This window comes from Streptomyces sp. YJ-C3 (assembly GCF_053891275.1).
Map to the genome: position 1 here is coordinate 5,108,724 of NZ_CM132685.1, position 21,327 is coordinate 5,130,050.

Genomic DNA, 21,327 nt, shown 5'->3' on the forward strand with positions numbered 1-21,327 from the left:
GACAGATTCACCTCAGGGGTCACCCTTGTCAACGGGTTCGACACGAACTCACCGCGAGATCCTGGGAGATGAGGCACTCCCCGGCTCCAGCGAACCTCAATCAGGCGTCGATATTTTGCTATGAGCGATCGACATATTGCAGATCTGGCAGGTGGCGGTGGGGCCAGAGGGCCCACGCGCGGGAACAGACGGAAAAGCCACCGCCCCGCGCCGAAGGCCCCGACCGAACGGGCCCGCGGTCCCCCGCCCCGGAAGCGAAGCGCTCTGAGCAGCCGTTAGTTGGTCGACGGCTGCCAGGCAAGGTAAACAAGGTCACACCCGCGTCATCTGCTGCCGGTCCGGGGATCTGACCTAGCATCCGACCATGACGGTCCTGCCTGACGACGGGCTCTCCCTGGCAGCCGAGTTCCCTGACGCGACACATGAGCAATGGCAGCACCTGGTCGCGGGTGTCCTGCGCAAGTCGGGCAAGGAAGTCTCGGCCGGCGATGCGGAGGACGCCCTGTCCACCGCGCTGGAGGACGGGCTGCGCGCCCGGCCCTTGTACACAGCCCACGACGACGCACCCGCAACCGGCCTGCCCGGCTTCGCCCCCTTCGTGCGCGGTGGCCGCGCCGAGGGGAACACGGTCGGCGGCTGGGACGTGCGCCAGCGGCACACCGTGGCCGACTCCGTCCCGGTGCTGGCCGACCTGGAGAACGGCGTCACGTCGCTGTGGCTGACGGTGGGGGGATCCACCGGCTTCCCCGTCTCCGCACTCGCGTCCGCACTCGACGGCGTCTATCTCGACCTGGCCCCGGTGGTGCTCGACGCGGGCGCCGAGGTCGACACCGCGGCACGTCAACTGCTCCGCCTCTACGACGAGTTGGACGTCCCCGCCGAGGCGGCCCGCGGCAACCTCGGCGCCGACCCGCTGGGTCACGAGGCACGCACCGGGGACACGTACGACACCGCGCCGGTGACCGCACTCGCCCGGCTGTGCGCCGAGGGGTACCCCGGGCTGCGCGCACTGACCGTGGACGCGCTGCCGTACCACGAGGCCGGGGGCTCGGCCGCTCAGGAACTGGGCGCCTCCCTCGCCACCGGCGTCGCCTATCTGCGGGAGCTGACCGCGGCGGGGCTGAGCGTCGAGCAGGCGGCGGGCCAGCTGGAGTTCCGCTACGCCGCGAGCGCCGACCAGTTCCTCACCGTCGCCAAGTTCCGTGCCGCACGCCGCCTCTGGGCCCGGGTGGCCGAGGCGTGCGGGGCACCGGGGTCGGGGGCGCAGCTCCAGCACGCGGTGACCTCGCCGGTGATGATGACGCGCCGCGACCCGTGGGTGAACATGCTGCGCACCACCATCGCGACCCTCGGCGCGGGAGTGGGCGGCGCGGACGCCGTGACGGTCCTGCCCTTCGACCACGCGCTCGGCCTGCCCGACGCGTTCGCCCGGCGCATCGCCCGCAACACCTCCACCATCCTGATCGAGGAATCGCACCTCGCCCGCGTGATCGACCCCGCGGGCGGCTCCTGGTACGTGGAGCGGCTGACCGACGAACTGGCCCACGCCGCCTGGGAGTTCTTCCAGCAGATCGAGCAGGCGGGCGGACAGGCCGCCGCGCTGCGCTCCGGCCTGGTCCGCGACCGGCTGGCCGACACCTGGTCCGCACGCAGCAAGAAGCTCGCCGAGCGGCGTGAACCGGTCACCGGCATCAGCGAGTTCCCGCATCTGGCGGAGAAGCCCGTGACCCGCGAGCCGGTCCCCGGGCCGCCGTCCGGCGGGCTGCCCCGGGTACGGCGGGACGAGGCGTTCGAGGCGCTGCGGGCCCGCTCCGACGCCCATCTCGCCGCGACCGGCGCCCGGCCCCGGGTGTATCTCGCCGCGCTCGGTCCGGCCGCCGCCCACAGCGCCCGGCTCACCTTCGCCGCCAACCTCTTCCAGGCGGGCGGCATCGAGCCCGTCACCGACGGCACCTTCGAGGAGAGCGGGGCCCTGGACGTGTGTCTGTGCTCCAGCGATCCGGTGTACGAGGAGCGGGCCGAGTCCACCGCGGCGTCCCTGCGGGACAGCGGCGCGCGGCATGTGTCCCTCGCCGGCCGACCGGGAGCGTACGCCGGGGTCGACACGTATGTCTTCGCCGGCTGCGACGCCGTGGCCGTACTGTCCGCCGCGCTCGACCGCATGGGAGTGTCCTGATGTCCAATCCATCGAGGCCCTCGCCCCCCTCGACCCCCTCGGATCCCTCCGTCCCCGACTTCTCGGCGATCGAACTGGGGACACCGTCCGTCGACGCCGGCACCGACGAGTGGCGCAGCGCGGTCAAGCGGGCCGCAGGCGGTGACGACCTGCTGTGGGAGACACCCGAGGGCATCCCGGTCAAGCCGCTGTACACCGGGCAGGACCTGGAAGGCCTGGACTTCCTGGAGACCTTCCCCGGCGTGGCGCCGTACCTGCGCGGCCCCTACCCCACGATGTACGTGAACCAGCCCTGGACGATCCGCCAGTACGCGGGTTTCTCCACGGCCGAGGAGTCGAACGCCTTCTACCGGCGCAACCTGGCGGCGGGTCAGAAGGGCCTGTCGGTCGCCTTCGACCTGCCCACCCACCGCGGCTACGACAGCGACCATCCGCGCGTCACGGGTGACGTCGGGATGGCCGGCGTGGCGATCGACTCGATCTACGACATGCGCCAGCTCTTCGACGGCATCCCGCTGGACCGCATGTCGGTGTCGATGACGATGAACGGCGCCGTGCTGCCGGTGCTGGCGCTGTACATCGTGGCGGCCGAGGAGCAGGGCGTACCGCCCGAGAAGCTGGCCGGGACCATCCAGAACGACATCCTCAAGGAGTTCATGGTCCGCAACACCTACATCTATCCGCCGAAGCCGTCGATGCGGATCATCTCCGACATCTTCGCCTACACCTCGCAGCGGATGCCCCGCTACAACTCCATCTCGATCTCCGGCTACCACATCCAAGAGGCGGGCGCGACAGCCGACTTGGAGCTCGCGTACACGCTCGCCGACGGGGTGGAGTACATCCGGGCCGGGCGGGAGGCGGGCCTGGACGTGGACGCGTTCGCGCCCCGGCTGAGCTTCTTCTGGGCGATCGGCATGAACTTCTTCATGGAGGTCGCCAAGCTGCGCGCGGCCCGCCTGCTCTGGGCGAAGCTGGTCAAGCAGTTCGACCCGCAGAACACCAAGTCCCTCTCGCTGCGCACCCATTCGCAGACGTCGGGCTGGTCGCTGACGGCGCAGGACGTCTTCAACAACGTCACGCGCACCTGTGTGGAGGCGATGGCGGCCACCCAGGGCCACACCCAGTCGCTGCACACCAACGCGCTCGACGAGGCCCTCGCGCTGCCCACCGACTTCTCCGCGCGCATCGCCCGCAACACCCAGCTGCTGCTCCAGCAGGAGTCCGGCACGACCCGCGTGATCGACCCGTGGGGCGGCAGCGCGTACGTGGAGAAGCTGACCCACGACCTCGCCCGCCGGGCCTGGCAGCACATCCAGGAGGTCGAGCAGGCCGGGGGCATGGCGCAGGCGATCGACGCGGGCATTCCGAAGCTGCGCGTGGAGGAGGCCGCGGCCCGTACCCAGGCCCGGATCGACTCCGGACGGCAGCCGGTGATCGGCGTGAACAAGTACCGGGTGGACTCCGACGAGCAGATCGAGGTCCTCAAGGTCGACAACTCCTCCGTGCGGGCCCAGCAGATCGCCAAGTTGCGGCGGCTGCGCGAGGAGCGCGACGAGGCCGCCTGCCGGCACGCGCTCGACGCCCTCACCCGGGCCGCGGCGGGGAACGGGAACCTGCTGGAGCTCGCGGTGGACGCGGCGCGCGCCAAGGCGACGGTCGGCGAGATCTCGGACGCCCTGGAGAAGGTGTACGGGCGGCACGCGGGGCAGATCCGTACGATCTCCGGTGTGTACCGCAACGAAGCAGGCGAGTCCCCGTCCGTGGACCGCACGCGCGCCCGCGTCGACGCGTTCGCCGAGGCCGAGGGCCGCCGCCCGCGCATCCTGGTCGCCAAGATGGGCCAGGACGGGCACGACCGCGGGCAGAAGGTGATCGCGACCGCCTTCGCCGACCTCGGCTTCGACGTGGACGTCGGCCCGCTGTTCCAGACCCCGGGCGAGGTGGCCCGCCAGGCCGTCGAGGCGGACGTGCACATCGTCGGGGTGTCGTCGCTGGCCGCCGGGCACCTCACCCTCGTCCCGGCCCTGCGCGAGGCGCTCGCCGAGGAGGGACGCGAGGACATCATGATCGTGGTGGGCGGTGTCATCCCGCCGCAGGACGTCGCCACGCTCCTGGAGATGGGCGCCGCCGCGGTGTTCCCGCCCGGCACGGTGATCCCGGACGCGGCCCACGACCTGGTGGCACGCCTCGCGGCCGACCTCGGGCACGACGACCTGTGAGCCGGTGAGTCCATGGCCATCGATCTCGACACGTATGTCAAGGGTGTCCTCGACGGGAAGCGCGCGGTCGTCGCCCGCGCGATCACGCTCGTCGAGTCCACCCGGCCCCAGCACCGGGCGCTGGCGCAGGAGTTGCTCACCGAGCTGCTGCCGCACAGCGGGCGGGCCCGGCGGATCGGTGTCAGCGGGGTGCCGGGGGTGGGCAAGTCGACGTTCATCGACGCCTTCGGCACGATGCTGACGGGCCTGGGCCACCGGGTGGCCGTGCTGGCCGTCGACCCGTCGTCCAGCCGGACCGGCGGGTCGATCCTCGGCGACAAGACCCGGATGGAGCGGCTCGCCGTCGATCCCGCGGCCTTCGTACGCCCCTCCCCCACGGCCGGCACGCTCGGCGGCGTCGCGAAGGCGACCCGTGAGTCGATCGTCGTCATGGAGGCCGCCGGATACGACGTGGTGCTCGTCGAGACCGTCGGCGTCGGCCAGTCCGAGACCGCTGTCGCGAACATGGTCGACTCCTTCCTGCTGCTGACGCTGGCGCGCACGGGCGACCAGTTGCAGGGCATCAAGAAGGGCGTCCTGGAGCTGGCCGACGTGGTCAGCGTCAACAAGGCGGACGGCCCGCACGCGCGCGACGCCCAGACGGCCGCGCGGGAACTCGCGGGCGCGCTGCGTCTGATGCACGGCAAGGACGCCTTCTGGACGCCGCCGGTGCTCAGTTGCAGCGCACGCGAGTCGACCGGTCTGGACACGGTCTGGGAGCGGCTCGAACAGCACCGCGCCCTGCTCGACTCCTCCGGGCGGCTCGCCGGGCGCCGTCGTGACCAGCAGGTCGACTGGACCTGGGCCATGGTCCGCGACGAACTGCTCGGCCGGCTCAGCGCCGACCCGCAGGTCCGCTCCCTGGCCCCGGAGCTGGAGCGGCAGGTCCGCGACGGTGAGCTGACCGCCACCCTGGCCGCCGAGCGCATCCTGGACGCCTTCAGGAGCCGGTGAGCCCCGCGGTCGGTTCGTGTTAATCTCAGCCGTTTGGGCGGTCCCAGTTCATCGGTCAGTCACCCCTGCCGGGCCTTCCTCGGTACGTTCCCCTCACGGAAGGCTTCTCATGAACCACCCGGCCACCTCCTTCTCCGACCTGGACCTGCCCGCCGAGGTGCTGCGCACCCTCACCGAGCTCGGCATGCGCGAACCGTTCCCGATCCAGGCGGCCACGCTGCCCGACTCCCTCGCCGGACGCGACGTCCTGGGGCGCGGGCGGACCGGATCGGGCAAGACGCTCGCCTTCGGCCTGCCGCTGCTCGCCCGGACGGCCGGACGGCGGGCGGAGCCGAAGCAGCCCCTCGCCCTCGTCCTCGTCCCCACCCGGGAACTGGCCCAGCAGGTGACCGAGGCGCTCGCGCCGTACGCGGAAGCGCTCCGGCTGCGGATGGCCACGGTCGTCGGCGGTATGTCGATCGGCCGGCAGATCGCCGCGCTGCGCGACGGGGCCGAGGTCGTCGTCGCCACCCCCGGCCGGCTGCACGACCTCGTCGAACGCAAGGCCTGCCGCCTCGGGCGCGTGCGGATCACCGTCCTCGACGAGGCCGACCAGATGTGCGACATGGGATTTCTGCCGCAGGTCACCGAGGTCCTCGACCAGGTGCACCCCGACGGTCAGCGGATGCTGTTCTCCGCCACCCTGGACCGCGATGTCGACCAGTTGGTGACCCGCTACCTCCACTCGCCCGTCGTGCACACGGCCGACCCGGCGACGAGCTCGGTCACGACGATGGACCACCACGTCCTGGTCGTCCACGGACCCGACCGGTACGCGGTCATCACCGAGATCGCCGCCCGTGACGGCCGCGTCCTGCTGTTCCTGGACACCAAGCACGGCGTCGACCAGCTCACCCGGCATCTGCGGGCCAGCGGCGTGCACGCCGCGGCCCTGCACAGCGGCAAGTCCCAGCCGCAGCGCACACGGACGCTCGCGCAGTTCAAGAACGGCCAGGTCACCGCGCTGGTGGCGACCAATGTCGCGGCCCGCGGCCTGCACATCGACGACCTCGACCTCGTGGTGAACGCCGACCCGCCCACCGACTCCAAGGACTATCTGCACCGCGCGGGCCGCACCGCGCGGGCCGGGGAGTCCGGCCGGGTCGTCACGCTGGTGCTGTCGGGCCAGCGCCGCGAGGTGAGCCGGCTCATGGCCGAGGCCCGCATCGACCCGAAGGTCACCAAGGTGCGCTCGGGCGAGGCGGAGCTGACCCGGATCACCGGGGCGAGGCCCCCGTCGGGCAAGCCCCTCGACGGCGGCCCCGCCGCGGCCCGGCCGAAGAACACCAACACGCCGTTCCGCGGCCTGGGCACCACCAAGGACACCTCCCGCGGCAGGTCCCGCAAGTCGGACGAGGCCCGCAAGCTCGCCGAGGCGCGCAAGGCGGCTCAGGTGCGGCGCGGCCGCTGAGGTCGCCGGGCGGGCTCGAGGCTCACGCGGCGCGCGTGATCGTGACCTTGAGGTGCTTCATGAGCGGCTGGTCGCTCTGCGTGCTGTAGTCGCCGATGGCGCACAGCACGTTCATCTCCGGCATGTACCCGGCGGCGCAGCCGCGCGGCATGTCGTAGGGGACGGCGAGGTAGCCGTGGAGACGACGCCGGCTGCCGTCCTTGGCGATGCTCGTGATGTCGACGGGGTCGAACTCCGCGACACCTCTTTCGCGCATGTCGTCCTTGTTCATGAAGACGAGCGTGCGCAGGTTCTTGATGCCGCGGTAGCGGTCGTTGTCGGAGTAGATCGTGGTGTTCCACTGGTCGTGGGAGCGCATCGTGCCCAGCGCCAGGGTGCCGGGTTCGGGCACCACGTCGGGCAGGGCGGCGGCGGAGAACTCGGCGCGGCCCGACGGGGTGAGGAAGACCAGTTCGCGGGCGGGCTGCTTGATCCGGAAGCCGAGCGGCAGCCGGACCCGGCGGTTGCAGTCCTCGAAGCCGTCGAGGACCTGGGCCATGGTGTCGCGGATGCGGTCGTAGTCCTCGACGTACCACTCCCAGGGGGTGTCGCTGCCGGGCAGTGCGGCGCGCGCCATGCCCGCGATGATCGCGGGCTCGGACAGCAGGTGCTTCGACGCGGGTCGCTTCATGCCCACGGAGAGGTGCACCATGCTCATCGAGTCCTCGACGGACGTGCTCTGCAGGCCGCCGCGCTGCTGGTCCTTCTCGGTGCGGCCCAGGCAGGGCAGGATCAGCGCCGTGCGCCCGTGGACGAGATGGCTGCGGTTCAGCTTGGTGCTCACCTGGACGGTGAGGTCGCAGGTGCGCAGTGCCTCGTACGTGTACGGGGTGTCGGGCGCGGCCAGCGCGAAGTTGCCGCCCATACCGACGAACACCTTCACGTCGCCGCGCCGCATCGCCTCGATGGTGCCGACGGTGTCCAGGCCGTGCTCGCGGGGCGGGTCGATAGTGCAGACCGCGGCGAGCCGGTCCAGGAACGGCCCGGCGGGGCGGTGGTCGATGCCGCAGGTGCGGTTGCCCTGGACGTTGCTGTGGCCGCGGACGGGCGACGGTCCCGCTCCCTCGCGGCCCAGATTGCCGCGCAGCAGAAGCACGTTGACGATCTCCCGCACGGTGTCGACGCCGTGCTCGTGCTGGCTGACGCCGAGGCACCAGCTGATGATGCTGCGGTCGGCGTCGCGGTAGACGCGCGCCGCTTCGAGGACGGCGTCGCGGCCGAGGCCCGACTGCTGCTCGATCTCCTCCCAGGACGTGGCCTCGCACCGGGCGCGGTACGCGTCGAAGCCCGTGGTGTGGCGGTCGATGAACTCCTGGTCGACGGCCTTGGGGTCGGTCCGGGACTGCTCCAGGATCGCCTTGGCCATGCCGCGCAGGAGTGCCATGTCGCCGCCGATGCGCGGCTGGAGGTTCAGCGTGCTGGTGCGGGTGGCCTTGAACAGCGCCATGTCCGTGAAGTCGTGCGGGACGATGGTGCGCGTCGCGGCCGCCTCGACCAGCGGGTTGATGTGCACGATGTGCGCGCCCCGGTCATGGGCCGCGGCCAGCGCGGTCAGCATCCGGGGCGCGTTGGAGGCGGCGTTGACCCCCATGATGAACAGGGCGTCGGTGGTCTCCCAGTCCTTGAGGTCGACGGTGCCCTTGCCGGTCCCCAAGGACGCCGTCAGGGCACGGCCGCTCGCCTCGTGGCACATGTTGGAGCAGTCGGGCAGATTGTTGGTGCCCAGTTCGCGGGCCATCAACTGGTAGAGGAACGTGGCCTCGTTGCCCAGGCGGCCCGAGGTGTAGAAGGACGCCTGGTCCGGGTGGTCGAGCTCCCGCAGGGTGCGCCCGACCAGTTCGAACGCGTCGTGCCAACCGATCGGTACGTAGTGGTCGGACTCGGGGTCGTAGACCATGGGCTCGGTCAGGCGGCCCTGGTCCTCCAGCGCGAAGTCGCTCCACTCGGACAGCTCGGTCACCGTATGGGCGGCGAAGAACTCGCGGCCGACCCGTTTGGGGGTCATCTCCCAGGTGACGTGCTTGATGCCGTTCTCGCAGATGTCCAGGTGCAGGCCCTTGGTGTCGTCGGGCCACGCGCATCCCGGGCAGTCGAAGCCGCCGTTCTCGTGGTTCATCTTCAGGATCGCCCGCGGCCCGTCCACCAGCGCGCGTTCCTTCACCAGGAACTGCCCCACGCTCTTGGCCGCGCCCCATCCCGCGGCCGGGTGGTGGTAGGGGTGGGATTCCGGTGCGCCCTGTGGTGCGGGCCCGACCCGGGGTTCTTCCTGCGCGTCTCGCGGGGCGTTCACGACTGTCACCTTTCGCCGTCCGGGCGCGGGCCGGTGCACGGCACTCACCGTTTCAGGCTAGGACGGGTGATCAGGTGCCGCCATGTGACGGCCGGGCGGTGCGTCCCGTCAGGAATGCAGGGCCAGGAACGGTGCCAGTGCCAGCAGGAACGCGACCAGCGCGAACTTCAGACGCCGTGCCGGCAGCGCCCGGGCGATCCGCCAGCCGATCAGCACTCCGGCCAGTTCGGGGATGCCGACCACCGCCGCCGGTACCCACTGCACATCACCGTGGGCCGCGTAGGCCACGGTGCCCACGCTCGCGATGACGATGGACTGCGCCTGTGCGGCGGCCAGTGCCACGAGGACCGGCAGCCCCGCCACGACGAGGAGGGGCACGCTCAGCATGGGGCCGCCGAGACCGAACAGGCCCGCCGCGAACGCGACGACGACGCCGATCACGACCGTACGGGCCATGGGGACACCGGGGTCCGGCGCGTCCGGCAGGAGCAGCCCGGCGGGCGGTGCGGCGGGGCTGCGCCCCTCGCGCACCCACACCAGGATCCCGGTGACCGCGACCGCACAGGCCAGCAGGATCCCGAACCCGCGGCCCGCGACGAGGGTGTTGCACAGCACCCCGAGCGGCGCGCCGACCACGGCGACACCGGCGAGGACGGCCGCGCAGCGCCGCGCGCCCACCGCCCGCAGCTGCCCCGAGCGCACGTACGCGGCCGTGCCCAGCAGCCCCGTGGCGACGTGGGTGACGATCGCGGTGCCGGCCACCCCGGACGGGGTCAGATCGGAGAACAGGAACAGGCCGATGGTCGGCAGCACTCCGCCGGGCCCCAGCGCGGTGATGCCGATCCCGCCGAGCAGCCCGGCCACCGCCAGCAGCACGACGTGCGTCGCGTCCAGGGTCATCTCACTCCCCCGGCCTCTGCGACCGGGCCCTCGGCAGCACGGTGCGCAGGGCGAAACGGTCGGCGCGCACCCGCAGCGACTCGACGTCGACCGGTCGGCCGTCCGCGAGCCGGGTCAACCGGTCGATGGTGAACAGCGCGGCGCCGTCCGCCACCTCCAGCAGCCGTGCGGTGTCCGGTTCGGCGGTGACGGCGTGCACGGTGACCTCGGCGCTGCCGAGCCGGGTGCCGCTGGTCTCCTCGATGAGCGCGAACAGGTCGCGGTCCGTCAGACGGCGGTCGAGCAGGGGGCGTCCGATGTCGGGGGCGAGCCATGTCGAGTCGAGCGAGAGCGGCGTGCCGTCGAGGCGTCTGAGCCGCTCGATGTACACGGCGTCGCAGCGGTCGGCGAGTCCCAGTCGTTCGGTGATCGCCGGCGGGGCGTGCGGGACGAGGCGGGCCTCGCGCACCTCGTTGGTGACCGTGCCGTACGGGGTCAGTTCCTCGGCGAGGCCGACCAGCCGGTCCAGGCCGTGACCGCACTTGCGCGCCGTGACGAGGGTGCCGATGCCGCGGCGCCGGGTGACGAGTCCTTCGTCGCGCAGCAGGTTCAGCGCCTCGCGGACCACGTTCCGGGTGGCTCCGAGGGACCGCCCGAGGATCCGCTCGTCCGGCAGCGCGCCGTCCGCGTAGTCGCCGTCGACGATCCGTTGCCGCAGCACGTCGGCGGCACGGCGTGCCCGGGCCGCGCGTCCGGCGCTGCCGTCGTACGTCCCGGAACCCGTCCCTGCACCGTCTCCGCCCGCCATGTCCCGCCTCTCTCCGAGACGGCAGACCGTACGCGCACTCGTGTTTCGCCGGAGTTACGCCACCCGTTCCGACCTGCGCGAACGTCTGACCAGGGGCTCAGCGCCCGGCGCGCACGGCAACGCCGCCCCCGCCCATGCTCAGTGGTCCACCCCGAGTCCCCGGAGCAGCATCGGCAGCGAGGAGTGCAGCTCGCGCTGCCAGTAGGCCCAGCCATGGGTTCCCGGGCCGTAGAAGTGGGTGGTCAGGCGGCGGGCGCCGAGGCGGTCGAGTTCGCCGGCCAGAGCCTGGTTCTGCCGGTTGAAGTCCGCTTCGAGCGCGCTGGTGGTGCCGGGCGGGTCGAGCGGGCCCGTGGTGCCGTCGCCGCACGAGAGGTAGACGGGGATCCGGGTGAGGCCCTTGGCCAGGTGGTACGGGTCGTGGGCCGCCCAGATGTCGCGCTGGGCGACGGGGTCGCCCCAGACCTTGCGCGGGTCGTCGCCCTGGCCGGCGAAGAAGCCCATGATCCGGTCGACGGACTCGTCGTTCAGGAGCGGGTGCACGGATCCGGAGTACGCCGCTGCCGCCTTGAACATGCCCGGGTGCCGGGCGGCGTACATGAGGGCGCCCTGGCCGCCCATGGACAGGCCCGCCACGACGCGGCGGGCGCCCGCTCCCCAGTCGCGTTCGAGGAGCCCGCGCAGCTCCTGGGTGTGGAAGGTCTCCCAGGCCGGGTCGCCGCCCTGTCCGTCGTTCCACCAGTCGCTGTACCAGCCGTTCCAGCCGGCCTCCGGCATGACCACGAGGACGTCGCGCAGGCTGTCGACGCGGGCGACGTCGGTGAGGTTCGTCCAGGAGGTGTAGTCGCCGCAGCAGCCGTGCAGCAGCCACAGGGTGGGCCAGTGGTGACGGCGGTCCTTCGGGTTCCAGCCGTCGGGGGTGAGCAGGCGGACGTTCACCGTGCGGCCGCCGAGCGCGGATGAGCGTACGGACAGGTCCACCTGCCGGTCGGCGACCCGGGTGACCGCGACGACCTCGGCGCCGCGGGAGGCCGTGGCCGGGTTCGCGGCCAGTGCTGTCGAGTTCGGTACGAGGGTGAGCAGCAGGGCGGACAGAACGAGCAGCAGGGGTCTGGTCCAGCGGATCGAGGCGGCGGTCATGGCGGCTCCCGTCGGTCGGGTCAGGTGCGGTCGGGGAGGATCAACAGGGCGTCCCCGACCGGGCGTTCACCGGTGGCGTCGGACGGATCGCCCAGCACTTCGCCGTCGGCGACCATGGTGGTGGAGCCGCCGCCGTCGAGGTTGATCGCGTCGCGCAGGCCCAGTGCCTTCGCGACCGCGGCGCTCTCCGGGATGCTGAGTCCGAGCGCGCCGGTGCTGCGCCCGTCGGCGGTGACGAGCACGGTCCGTCCGGCGGCGTCCACGCCGGCCAGCGTGCGCGGATTCCGTTTGTGCGCCCAGCCGTAGAAGAAGCTCGGGTTGCCGGGCTGGACCATCCCGTCGGCGGCCGGGGTGACGTGCAGCCGGCCGTCGCGGACCAGTTCGGGGCCGCCGTTGACGATGCTCGTCCCGCGGGGCGTCGGGACGGGACGCCCCGCGGTGTCCCTCAACCCGCCCTGGAATGCGAGCTTCCGGCCCGTCTTCGCGACGGCGGCCAGGGCCGCGACGTTCCGGCCGGTGGCCTGGACGGAGCTGCCGCCGTCCGGCAGCGCACCGCCCCGCGGGGAGCGCACCTCGGTCACCCGGCCGTGCCGGTCGAGCACCGCCTCCAGCCCGTCGCCCTCGGGGGTCCGCTGTCCGAACTCCGGGGTGAAGGCGACGAGTTCGTCGGGGTCGGTGCAGGTCGTGTCGTGCAGGGGCGCCGAGGTGGGGGTGTCGTCGGCGGTGCCGCCGCAGTTCCTGATCAGGCCCGGCACCCGGTCGATGCCGTCCAGGGGCAGGACCTCGCCCCCACCGACGATCCGGCCCCGCCAGGTGAACCGCTCGACCCGGGTCCCGCGGGCGGAGTCCCGGACGACCAGGCCCGGCCGCCCGTTCACCGTCTCGCTCAGCAGCCGGCCGTCGTAGACGCCGACGCCGGCCGGGTCCCCGGGAGCGCCGGCGCGCGGGTCGAGGACGAAGAAGCCGGCGTTGACGGCCGCGGTCGCGCCGGCCGCCGCGGCCAGCTCGCTGGTCGTCTCGCGATTCTCCAGATCCGGGCCGTACGAGGCCCGCAGTGCGCCGCGGAACCGGTGCGGGTCGACGGTGAGCACGTCGATCCGCCAGGGTCCGCGGTCCGTGGGGTTCCCGTCCCATCCGGTGTACGCGGCCGCGCCGGTGTACCCGGCCGTGCGCAGCCGGGTGCGTTCGGCCGTCACCGCCGCCTCGGAGTCGAACCGGCCGACCCGGACCCGCCACCCGAGCGATCCCCCGGCGTGGTCCGCCACGGCCGGGGTGACGACGTCCTCGGCGCGGGCGTCGAAGCCGTCCGCGCGCAGGTCCGCGGCGAGTTCGTCGGCGCTGGCCCGGTCCTTCAGCGCTGTCGGGGGCGCGTCGGGGTCCGGGGAGCCGGCACCGCCGGGGATGGAGACCTCGACCGTCCACGGCAGGGGCGAGGCGTCCGCGCCGCGCACGATCCGGGTGAGGGTGACACCGGGCTGGAGCGTCCGGGTGGTGCGGGTCTCGGACAGGTCGGGGGCGCCGAGCGGCAGGCCGCGGTGCGCCCCGGGCCGCGGCGCCGAGGACGCCGGCGCCGGCAGGGACCCGAGCACGGCGAGGACGGACAGCACCGCGCCCGCGCCGAACAGTCTGCTGTTCACGAACCCCCCACGGGACGCCACTGCGCAAGCCGGACGGGCGTCCGGTGCAGGACGGCCCTCGCAACGGTGCGTGTGGTCGAGACCACCAGTCAAGGCATGTACACGTAATTCATCCGGCCGTTCCGGACCGCTGGGCCGGCCGTCGCCCGCCCGACCTCTCACCGCTCCCCCGGGCGCCGGACCTTCCTATGCCGCGGGCGCCGCCGTGCTCTTGCGCTTGACCAGGCTCGTCGCCAACTCCAGCCGTGTCGTGACCGGTTCGCCCCTCCGCAGGCGCATCAGCATCTGCACCGCCTCCTCGGCCATCTGCCGCAGCGGCTGGTGGACGGTCGTGAGGGCGGGGCTCGACCACTGGGCCAGGGGCACGTCGTCGTAGCCGACCACGGACAGGTCCTCCGGGACCCGCAGCCCGCGCAGGCGAGCCGCCTCCAGCACGCCGAGGGCCTGCAGATCGCTGCCCGCGAAGATCGCGGTCGGCGGTTCGGGCAGGTCGAGCAGCTCCACCGCGCGCTCGCGGCCGCCCTCGACGTGGAAGTCCCCGTACCGCACGAGCTCGGGGTCGGCCGGGAGTCCGGCCATGCTCAGCGCCGAGCGGTAGCCGTCGAGGCGGGCCAGCGAGCACAGCATGTCGCCGGGGCCCGTGATGATGCCGATGCGCCGGTGGCCGAGTTCGAGCAGGTGCCGGGTGGCGACCAGGCCGCCGTTCCAGTTGGCCGAGCCGACGGAGGGCACGTCCGGCTCGGGGTCTCCGGCCGGGTCGATGATGACGAACGGGATGGAGCGCGACCGCAGCCGCTGCTTGACCTCGGCGGGCAGCGCCGAGAAGACCAGGACCACGCCGCGCGGCCTGCGCTGCAGCACGCCCTCGATCCACTCGGGCCCCGGCGCCTGACGGGTGCCGCTCTCGGTGAGCACCACGCTGGCCTGCTGGGCCTTGGCGACCTTCTCGACGCCCCGGATGAGCTCCAGCGCCCAGACGCTCTCCAGCTCGTGGAAGACCAGCTCGATGAGCGGGGCCTCCCGCGCGGCCCGGGTCGTGCGCCGGTAGGCGTGCTCCTCCAGGAGGTTCTCCACCCGGGTCCGTGTCGGGCCCGCGACGTCCTGGCGCCCGTTGAGCACTTTCGAAACTGTCGAAAGGGAGACCCCCGCCTCCTGGGCCACCTGCGCCAGGGTGATGCGGCCCAACTCCTCGTCATCTCGCATGGTGAGGAGCATAAGCCACCGCCAAGTCCCCCCGCCTCGTAACGCTTTGGTAACCCGACGCCCCGGGGTTGACCCCTCTCTGGGCGACACCTACCGTCCCGACGTGTGAACTTTCGGTAGCTGGACCGAAAGAGTTTCGAGAGGCGGGACCATGACCCTACGCGCACGGTTGCCGAGAACTGTCGCCGCCGGCGGTGCGGCGCTGACACTGCTGTTCGCCCTGGCCGGATGCGGTGGCTCCGACGCGGCCGGCGACGACGGGAAGATCCACGTCCTGGTGTACGGGGACTCGGCGAACAAGGTGGAGAAGCAGCTGATCGCCGACTTCAACAAGAAGTCGAAGGTGAAGGCGGTCCTGGACACCATCCCGGGCGCCGACTACCAGGCCAAGTTGCAGACGATCATCAGCAGCAAGCAGGCCCCGGACGTCTTCTACAACTGGGGCGGCGGCAGCATCAAGCCCTTCGTGGACGCGGGACTGCTCCTCCCCCTCGACGACTTCATCGCCGAGGACCCGAAGCTCAAGTCGAACTTCCTGCCGTCCGTGTTCAACAGCGCCACGGTCGACGGCAAGCCGTACGGCATCCCCATGCGCGGCACCCAGCCGGTGCTCCTGTTCCACAACAAGAAGGTGCTCGACAAGGCGGGCGTCGAGCCGCCCACGACGTGGGACGGACTGCTCGCCGCGGTCAAGGCGCTCAAGGCCGAGGGCGTCACCCCGATCGCGCTCGGCGGCGGCGACCGCTGGCCGACCCTCATGTGGTTCGAGTACCTCTACGACCGCATCGCCGGTCCCGACCTGTTCCAGAAGGCCCTCGACGGCGACAAGGACGCCTGGGCGAGTGCCGACAGCAAGAAGGCGCTCGGCATGATCAGGGAACTGGTCGACGCCGGGGCGTTCGGCTCCAACTTCGACTCCGTGAAGTTCACCGACCAGGGCTCGCCCACGCTGCTCGCCACCGGCAAGGCCGGCTTCGAGCTGATGGGGTCCTGGGAGTACTCGACCCAGCAGGACGCCCACCCCGAGTTCGCGAAGAAGGACTTCGGTTACACCGCCTTCCCGTCCGTCGAGGGCGGCAAGGGCGACGCGGCCGACCTGGTCGGCAACACCAACAACTTCTACTCCGTCCTCAAGAAGACGAAGCACCCCGATGCCGTCGCCGAGTTCCTGAAGATGCAGTACTCGGACGAGTTCGTGAAGGCGCATCTCGGCATCGGCAACCTGCCCACCACGACGAACACGGCCGACCATCTCGACGAGGCCGTGAGCCCCGACTACGCGAAGTTCCAGTACGACCTCGTGAAGAAGGCCCCGTCGTTCCAGCTGTCGTGGGACCAGGCCTACCCGCAGTCCGCGGCGACGTCGATGTACCAGGCGATCCAGCAGTTCTTCAACGGATCGCTGGACGCGGACGGCTTCGTCAAGGCGATGCAGGCCCTGCCCACCTCATGACCGACGAGCCCCTGCGCGCCCGCGCGACCCCGGCCCGCGGCGACGGCGGCGGTGCCGGGGTGGGCCGCCCCGGTGTCGGCTGGGCGGTCCCCGCCGCGGTGTTCTTCGCTCTCTTCGCCCTCGTTCCGCTGGTCCTGGTCGCCGTTCTGTCGTTCGCGAGCTGGAACGGCCTGACCGACCCGGAGTTCGTCGGCCTCGACAACTGGCAACGGCTCCTCGACGACCCGGTCATGCTCAAGAGCCTGTGGCTGAGCGTCCTGCTGACCGTGCTCGGCGTCGCCGTACAGACGCCGCTCAGTCTGCTCCTCGGTGTCTGGGCGGCCGGGCACCAGCGCAACCGGGCCGTCCTGTCGGCGATCTACTTCGTCCCGCTGCTGCTGTCCGCCGCCGCCGTGTCCGTCCTGTGGCGCGCCGTCCTCGACCCGAACTTCGGGGTGCCGGCGCAGGCCGCGTGGCTGTTCGGCGACGGCAATCTCTTCGGGCACCAGGCCACCGCGATCGGCGTCCTCGTGTTCGTGAGCACCTGGCAGTTCACACCGCTGCACACGCTCATCTACCAGGGCGCCGCCCGCGCCGTGCCGCCGGTCCTCTACCAGGCGGCGCAGATCGACGGCGCGGGCACGGTGCGCCAGTTCTTCCACATCACCCTGCCGCAACTGCGCAACAGCATCATCACCTCGACGATCCTGATGGTGGTCGGCGGCCTCACCACGTTCGACACGGTGCTGATCCTCACCCAGGGCGGGCCCGGCACGGACACCACCATCAGCGCGTACTACATGTACCAAAAGGCGTTCAAGAGCTTCGACTACGGAGCGGCCTCCGCGGTCGGGCTGCTCCTGGTCCTCGTCGCCACGGTCGTCTCGCTCGTCATGGTGCGCCTGTCCGGCTACGACAAGATGCGCAGCCAGATGGAGGGACTGTGATGAGCGCCAGGACCGGGGCAAGGCGGCGCGAGCGCCCCAACTACCTCGCCGGATTCGGCTCGTTGATCTGGCTGTTCCTGGTCGGCCTGCCGCTGTACGTGATGCTGGTGGCCACGTTCCAGTCGCGCGCCGACTACGGCGGGAACGGACCGCTGTCGCTCCCCCGGCACTTCACGCTCGACAACTACGTCGACAACTTCAACAGCGGTTTCGGGCAGTACTTCGTCAACACCCTCGTCGTCACGGTCAGCGTGGTCGGCATCGTCCTGCTGCTCGTGCCCCCGCTCGCGTACGCCATCGTGCGCGGCCGCGGCCGGCTCACCGGCGGGGTGTTCCGGCTGTTCCTGCTGGGCCTCGCGATCCCCGCGCAGGCCGTCATCGTGCCGATGTTCTACGTGATCAGCGAGGCCGGCCTCTACGACCACCTCATAGGCGTCATCCTGCCGACGGCCGCCTTCGCGATGCCCGTGTGCACGCTCATCCTGACCGGGGCCATGCGGGACATCACGCCGGAGCTGTACGAGGCGATGACGATGGACGGCGCGTCACCGTGGCGGACCTTCTTCCGGCTGGTCCTGCCGCTGTCCCGCAGTGGTCTGTCCACCATCACGGTGTACTCCGCGCTGCAGGCGTGGAACGGCTTCCTGTTCCCGCTGGTGCTCACCCAGTCCGCGGACTCCAAGGTCATCACCATGGGGCTCTACGACTTCCAGACCGAACACGGCGTCGACATCCCCGGCCTGCTCTCCGCGGTCGTGCTGTCCATGCTGCCCATCCTGATCGTCTACCTGTTCGCCCGTCGTGCCCTGGTCCAGGGGCTGATGGGAGTCGGAGGAAAGTGACCGACCACATGAGCCGAACGGACCGGGACGCCGCGTCCCCCGCCCCGCTGTGGCGCGATCCGAGCGCCGCGCCCGCCGACCGGGCCGACGCGCTGCTCGCGGCGATGTCCCTCGAGGAGAAGATCGCCCAGCTCTTCGGGGTCTGGGTCGGCGCCTCGGCGGAGGGCGGCGACGTCGCCCCGTACCAGCACGACATGGAAGAGGCGGTCGACCTCGACGAGCTGCTCCCGCACGGGCTCGGCCAGTTGACCCGGCCCTTCGGGACCGCGCCCGTGGACCCGGCCGTCGGCGCCCTCTCGCTGGCGCGCACGCAGCGGCGGATCGCCGCGGCGAACCGGTTCGGGATCCCCGCCCTCGCGCATGAGGAGTGCCTCGCCGGGTTCGCCGCCTGGGGCGCCACGGCGTATCCGGTGCCGCTGTCCTGGGGCGCCACGTTCGACCCGGCGCTGGTCCGCGCGATGGCCACGGCGATCGGGCGCGACCTGCGCTCGGTAGGCATCCACCAGGGGCTCGCCCCGGTGCTCGACGTCGTACGCGATGCCCGCTGGGGCCGCGTCGAGGAGACGATCGGAGAGGACCCTTACCTCGTCGGCACCGTCGCCACCGCCTACGTCCAGGGCCTGGAGTCCGCCGGGATCGTCGCCACGCTCAAGCACTTCGCCGGGTACTCCGCGTCCAGGGCGGGACGCAATCTCGCCCCCGTCTCCATGGGGCCGCGCGAGTTCGCCGACGTGGTGCTGCCGCCGTTCGAGATGGCCGTGCGGGAGAGCGGCGTCCGGTCGGTGATGCACGCCTACACCGACACCGACGGCATCCCGTCCGCCGCCGACGAGCAGCTCCTGACCGGGCTGCTCCGCGACACCTGGGGGTTCGAGGGGACCGTCGTCGCCGACTACTTCGGGATCGCGTTCCTCCAGACCCTGCACGGGGTGGCCGGTTCCCTCGCGGAGGCCGCCGGCACCGCGCTCACCGCCGGGGTCGACGTGGAACTGCCGACGGTGAAGGCCTTCGGTGAACCGCTGCGCAAGGCGGTCGCCGACGGGCTCGTACCGGAGCACCTGGTGGATCGGGCGGCCCGCCGGGTCCTCGCCCAGAAAGCCGAGTCGGGCCTGCTGGACCCGGACTGGGACCCGACCCCCGCCAGGCTCACCGGCACCGACGCGGAACGCGTGCGGAGCTCCGTCGACCTCGACCCCGAGGGCAATCGCGACCTGGCCCGCCGCATCGCCGAGGAGTCCGCGGTGCTCCTGACCAACGACGGCACCCTCCCCCTGGCCCCGGCGCCGGGGGCCCGCGTCGCCGTGATCGGTCCGCTCGCCGAGGAGCCCACGGCCGTACTGGGGTGCTACTCGTTCCCGGTGCACGTCGGCAGCCGTACGCCGGACACGCCGCTCGGCATCGAACTGCCCACGCTGCACGAGGCGTTGGCGGCGGAGTTCCCCGGCAACGAGGTCGTCGTGGCGCGCGGCCTCGACGAGGTCGACGCGCCGCGCGGGGCCGGTTTCGCCGCGGCCGTCGAGCTGGCACGCGGCGCCGATGTGGTCGTCGCCGCGCTCGGCGACCGGGCCGGCCTGTTCGGGCGGGGCACCAGCGGCGAGGGGTGCGACGCCGCCTCCCTCGCTCTGCCCGGCGCTCAACAGGAACTGCTCGACGCACTCCTCGACACCGGCACTCCGGTCGTCGTGACGATGCTCGCCGGCCGCCCCTACGCCCTCGGGCGGGCGGCGGAGGAGGCGGCCGCCGTGGTGCAGACGTTCTTCCCCGGCGAGGAGGGCACCCGCGCGCTGGCCGGGATCCTCAGCGGTCGTGTGCTCCCGTCGGGGCGGCTGCCGATCGGCGTGCCCCGGCAGCCGGGTGCGCAGCCCGCGACCTATCTCGCGGCGCGCCTCGGCCAGGCCTCCGAGGTGTCGAACCTCGATCCGGGCCCGGCCTTCGGTTTCGGACACGGCCTGGCCTACACGACGTTCGAGTGGAGCGACCTGGACGTGCCCGGCCGGATCGCCGCCACCGACGGCGAGTTCGAGATCGCCTGCACGGTCCGCAACAGCGGATCGCGGCCCGGCACCGAGGTCGTACAGCTCTATCTGCACGATCCGGTCGCCTCGGTGGTGCAGCCCGTGCAGCGTCTCGTCGGCTACGTACGTCTCGACGAGCTGGCGCCGGGCGAAGCGGTCCGGGTCCGGGCCCGGGTTCCGGCCGATCTCGCCGCGTTCACCGGGCGTGCGGGCCGGCGCGTCGTCGAGCCCGGCGAGCTGGAGCTGCGGCTGAGCGCGTCGAGCACGCGTCCGCTGCTGACCGCGCGCGTCACCCTGACCGGCCCGGTGCGGGAGGTCGACCACGGCCGTCGCCTGCACGCGCACCTGACGACGGAGCCGGCGCCGGTCGCCTGACCGGTTCGGTGTGCCCGGCCGTCGGTCAGGACGGCCGGGCTCCGGCATGTCGACATACTTTCGGGAGTCCGGAACGGTCAGCGACTGCCGGCGCGTGACGGGTGTCAGACCAGGGACGCGCCGTGCGGGACGACGACGCCGTAGAGGTCGGCGATCGTGGCGAGCGCGCCACGGTGGATCTGGTCCGCGGGCAGCTCCGTGCCCAGGGACGACAAGGGCCGCGTGGCGCTGGCGTCGGCGACGACCGTGGGCCGGTTCCCGCGCAGGAACGAGCCCTGCGCGGTGAACAGCACGCACATGTGCGTCATGAACCCGACCACGATCACGTCCTTGTGCCCGGCGGCATCGACATGGTCACCGAGGTCGGTGTTCACGAAGGAGTCCGGGGCCTGCTTGACGACGACGGGCTCGCCCTCGACCGGGGCCACGCGCGGGTGGATCCGGCCGATGTCCTCGCGGATGTCGTACGGGGTGCCCGGGCCGCCGTCGTGCATGACGTGCACGACCGTCGCGCCCGCCGCCCTGGCCCGGGCGAGGAGTCCGGCGGCGGCGTCGAGCGCGGCCTGCCAGCCCTCCAGCTCCAGGACGCCACGGGTGTACGTGTTCTGGTAGTCGACCAGGATCAGGGTCGAGTCGGCGAGCGACGCGGGCGTCTCGTCGAAGCCGTTGAGCGCGCGCAGGGTCGTCGTAGCCATGGGAGTACCACCTCAGGATTCGTACGGGTTCTCGCAGGTCACCGCGTGGTGAGCCACGTCTGGAACGCTATGCGCGGTCCGCCGATGTCTGCAATGTCATCTAGCATGCAGATCCGGACATCGCCGCCGCCGTGCCCTGCCGGTCCGGCGACACCGGTCCGGACCTCACCGTTGCCGATCCACCCGG

15 protein-coding genes are annotated in these 21,327 nt (G+C 72.0%); 8 read left to right on the top strand and 7 right to left on the bottom strand.

The features are described from left to right. Positions 1-364: 364 nt before the first annotated feature. The 4 genes from ACVHNB_RS22795 (at position 365) to ACVHNB_RS22810 (ending at position 6,841) form a co-directional block, all read left to right on the top strand. Complete coding sequence (locus ACVHNB_RS22795) at positions 365-2,176, top strand: methylmalonyl-CoA mutase family protein (RefSeq protein WP_456225732.1); 1,812 nt, start codon at positions 365-367, stop codon at positions 2,174-2,176. Then, entirely contained in the window at positions 2,176-4,398 is a 2,223-nt protein-coding gene (scpA, locus tag ACVHNB_RS22800) for a methylmalonyl-CoA mutase (RefSeq protein WP_456225733.1), read from the top strand. The genes ACVHNB_RS22795 and scpA overlap by 1 nt, the downstream gene beginning before the upstream one ends. A gap of 12 nt (positions 4,399-4,410) precedes the next feature. Further along, complete coding sequence (meaB, locus tag ACVHNB_RS22805; protein ID WP_428956855.1) at positions 4,411-5,391, top strand: methylmalonyl Co-A mutase-associated GTPase MeaB; 981 nt, start codon at positions 4,411-4,413, stop codon at positions 5,389-5,391. Between the two features lie 109 nt (positions 5,392-5,500). Beyond that, positions 5,501-6,841, top strand: coding sequence for a DEAD/DEAH box helicase (locus ACVHNB_RS22810; protein ID WP_428956854.1), 1,341 nt, complete (start codon positions 5,501-5,503; stop codon positions 6,839-6,841). A gap of 22 nt (positions 6,842-6,863) precedes the next feature. Here ACVHNB_RS22810 and ACVHNB_RS22815 read toward each other — a convergent pair whose 3' ends face one another. From ACVHNB_RS22815 to ACVHNB_RS22840, 6 genes are all read right to left on the bottom strand, one after another. Continuing rightward, on the bottom strand, positions 6,864-9,170 hold the full coding sequence (locus ACVHNB_RS22815; RefSeq protein ID WP_428956853.1) for an FdhF/YdeP family oxidoreductase: 2,307 nt from the start codon (positions 9,168-9,170) through the stop codon (positions 6,864-6,866). 108 nt (positions 9,171-9,278) lie between these two features. Then, positions 9,279-10,070 carry a sulfite exporter TauE/SafE family protein gene (locus ACVHNB_RS22820; protein WP_456225734.1) on the bottom strand — a complete coding sequence of 264 codons (792 nt, stop codon included), beginning with the start codon at positions 10,068-10,070 and terminating at the stop codon, positions 9,279-9,281. A gap of 1 nt (position 10,071) precedes the next feature. Then, positions 10,072-10,857: a GntR family transcriptional regulator gene (locus ACVHNB_RS22825; protein ID WP_456225735.1), complete on the bottom strand. Its 786-nt coding sequence runs from the start codon at positions 10,855-10,857 to the stop codon at positions 10,072-10,074. A gap of 138 nt (positions 10,858-10,995) precedes the next feature. Beyond that, positions 10,996-11,994: an alpha/beta hydrolase gene (locus ACVHNB_RS22830; protein WP_456225736.1), complete on the bottom strand. Its 999-nt coding sequence runs from the start codon at positions 11,992-11,994 to the stop codon at positions 10,996-10,998. Positions 11,995-12,014: 20 nt separating this feature from the next. Then, positions 12,015-13,631, bottom strand: coding sequence for a phosphodiester glycosidase family protein (locus ACVHNB_RS22835; RefSeq protein WP_456225737.1), 1,617 nt, complete (start codon positions 13,629-13,631; stop codon positions 12,015-12,017). Positions 13,632-13,817: 186 nt separating this feature from the next. Beyond that, a complete protein-coding gene (locus ACVHNB_RS22840; RefSeq protein ID WP_456225738.1) occupies positions 13,818-14,846 on the bottom strand; it encodes a LacI family DNA-binding transcriptional regulator in 1,029 nt (342 codons plus the stop codon). A 139-nt stretch (positions 14,847-14,985) separates the two neighbouring features. Between ACVHNB_RS22840 and ACVHNB_RS22845 the strand changes: the two genes are divergently transcribed. From ACVHNB_RS22845 to ACVHNB_RS22860, 4 genes are all read left to right on the top strand, one after another. Next, a complete protein-coding gene (locus ACVHNB_RS22845; protein ID WP_456225739.1) occupies positions 14,986-16,287 on the top strand; it encodes an ABC transporter substrate-binding protein in 1,302 nt (433 codons plus the stop codon). Then, entirely contained in the window at positions 16,284-17,213 is a 930-nt protein-coding gene (locus ACVHNB_RS22850) for a carbohydrate ABC transporter permease (protein WP_428956846.1), read from the top strand. Before ACVHNB_RS22845 ends, ACVHNB_RS22850 begins: the two co-directional genes overlap by 4 nt. Then, positions 17,213-18,055 (top strand): carbohydrate ABC transporter permease, encoded by an 843-nt coding sequence (locus tag ACVHNB_RS22855; RefSeq protein ID WP_428956845.1) that lies wholly within the window; start codon positions 17,213-17,215, stop codon positions 18,053-18,055. Before ACVHNB_RS22850 ends, ACVHNB_RS22855 begins: the two co-directional genes overlap by 1 nt. 104 nt (positions 18,056-18,159) lie before the next feature. Beyond that, complete coding sequence (locus tag ACVHNB_RS22860; RefSeq protein WP_428957758.1) at positions 18,160-20,445, top strand: beta-xylosidase/alpha-l-arabinosidase; 2,286 nt, start codon at positions 18,160-18,162, stop codon at positions 20,443-20,445. A 104-nt stretch (positions 20,446-20,549) separates the two neighbouring features. Here ACVHNB_RS22860 and ACVHNB_RS22865 read toward each other — a convergent pair whose 3' ends face one another. Continuing rightward, a complete protein-coding gene (locus ACVHNB_RS22865; protein ID WP_456225740.1) occupies positions 20,550-21,140 on the bottom strand; it encodes an isochorismatase family protein in 591 nt (196 codons plus the stop codon). Between the last annotated feature and the right edge of the window lie 187 nt (positions 21,141-21,327).

Bases quoted from the DNA above. Each gene is read 5' to 3' on its own strand.
- ACVHNB_RS22860 (WP_428957758.1), top strand. From the start codon at position 18,160: ATGTCCCTCGAGGAGAAGATCGCCCAGCTCTTCGGGGTCTGGGTCGGC.
- meaB (WP_428956855.1), top strand. From the start codon at position 4,411: ATGGCCATCGATCTCGACACGTATGTCAAGGGTGTCCTCGACGGGAAG.
- ACVHNB_RS22820 (WP_456225734.1), bottom strand. From the start codon at position 10,070: ATGACCCTGGACGCGACGCACGTCGTGCTGCTGGCGGTGGCCGGGCTG.
- scpA (WP_456225733.1), top strand. From the start codon at position 2,176: ATGTCCAATCCATCGAGGCCCTCGCCCCCCTCGACCCCCTCGGATCCC.
- ACVHNB_RS22855 (WP_428956845.1), top strand. From the start codon at position 17,213: ATGAGCGCCAGGACCGGGGCAAGGCGGCGCGAGCGCCCCAACTACCTC.
- ACVHNB_RS22850 (WP_428956846.1), top strand. From the start codon at position 16,284: ATGACCGACGAGCCCCTGCGCGCCCGCGCGACCCCGGCCCGCGGCGAC.
- ACVHNB_RS22795 (WP_456225732.1), top strand. From the start codon at position 365: ATGACGGTCCTGCCTGACGACGGGCTCTCCCTGGCAGCCGAGTTCCCT.
- ACVHNB_RS22840 (WP_456225738.1), bottom strand. From the start codon at position 14,846: ATGCTCCTCACCATGCGAGATGACGAGGAGTTGGGCCGCATCACCCTG.
- ACVHNB_RS22810 (WP_428956854.1), top strand. From the start codon at position 5,501: ATGAACCACCCGGCCACCTCCTTCTCCGACCTGGACCTGCCCGCCGAG.
- ACVHNB_RS22825 (WP_456225735.1), bottom strand. From the start codon at position 10,857: ATGGCGGGCGGAGACGGTGCAGGGACGGGTTCCGGGACGTACGACGGC.
- ACVHNB_RS22830 (WP_456225736.1), bottom strand. From the start codon at position 11,994: ATGACCGCCGCCTCGATCCGCTGGACCAGACCCCTGCTGCTCGTTCTG.
- ACVHNB_RS22865 (WP_456225740.1), bottom strand. From the start codon at position 21,140: ATGGCTACGACGACCCTGCGCGCGCTCAACGGCTTCGACGAGACGCCC.
- ACVHNB_RS22845 (WP_456225739.1), top strand. From the start codon at position 14,986: ATGACCCTACGCGCACGGTTGCCGAGAACTGTCGCCGCCGGCGGTGCG.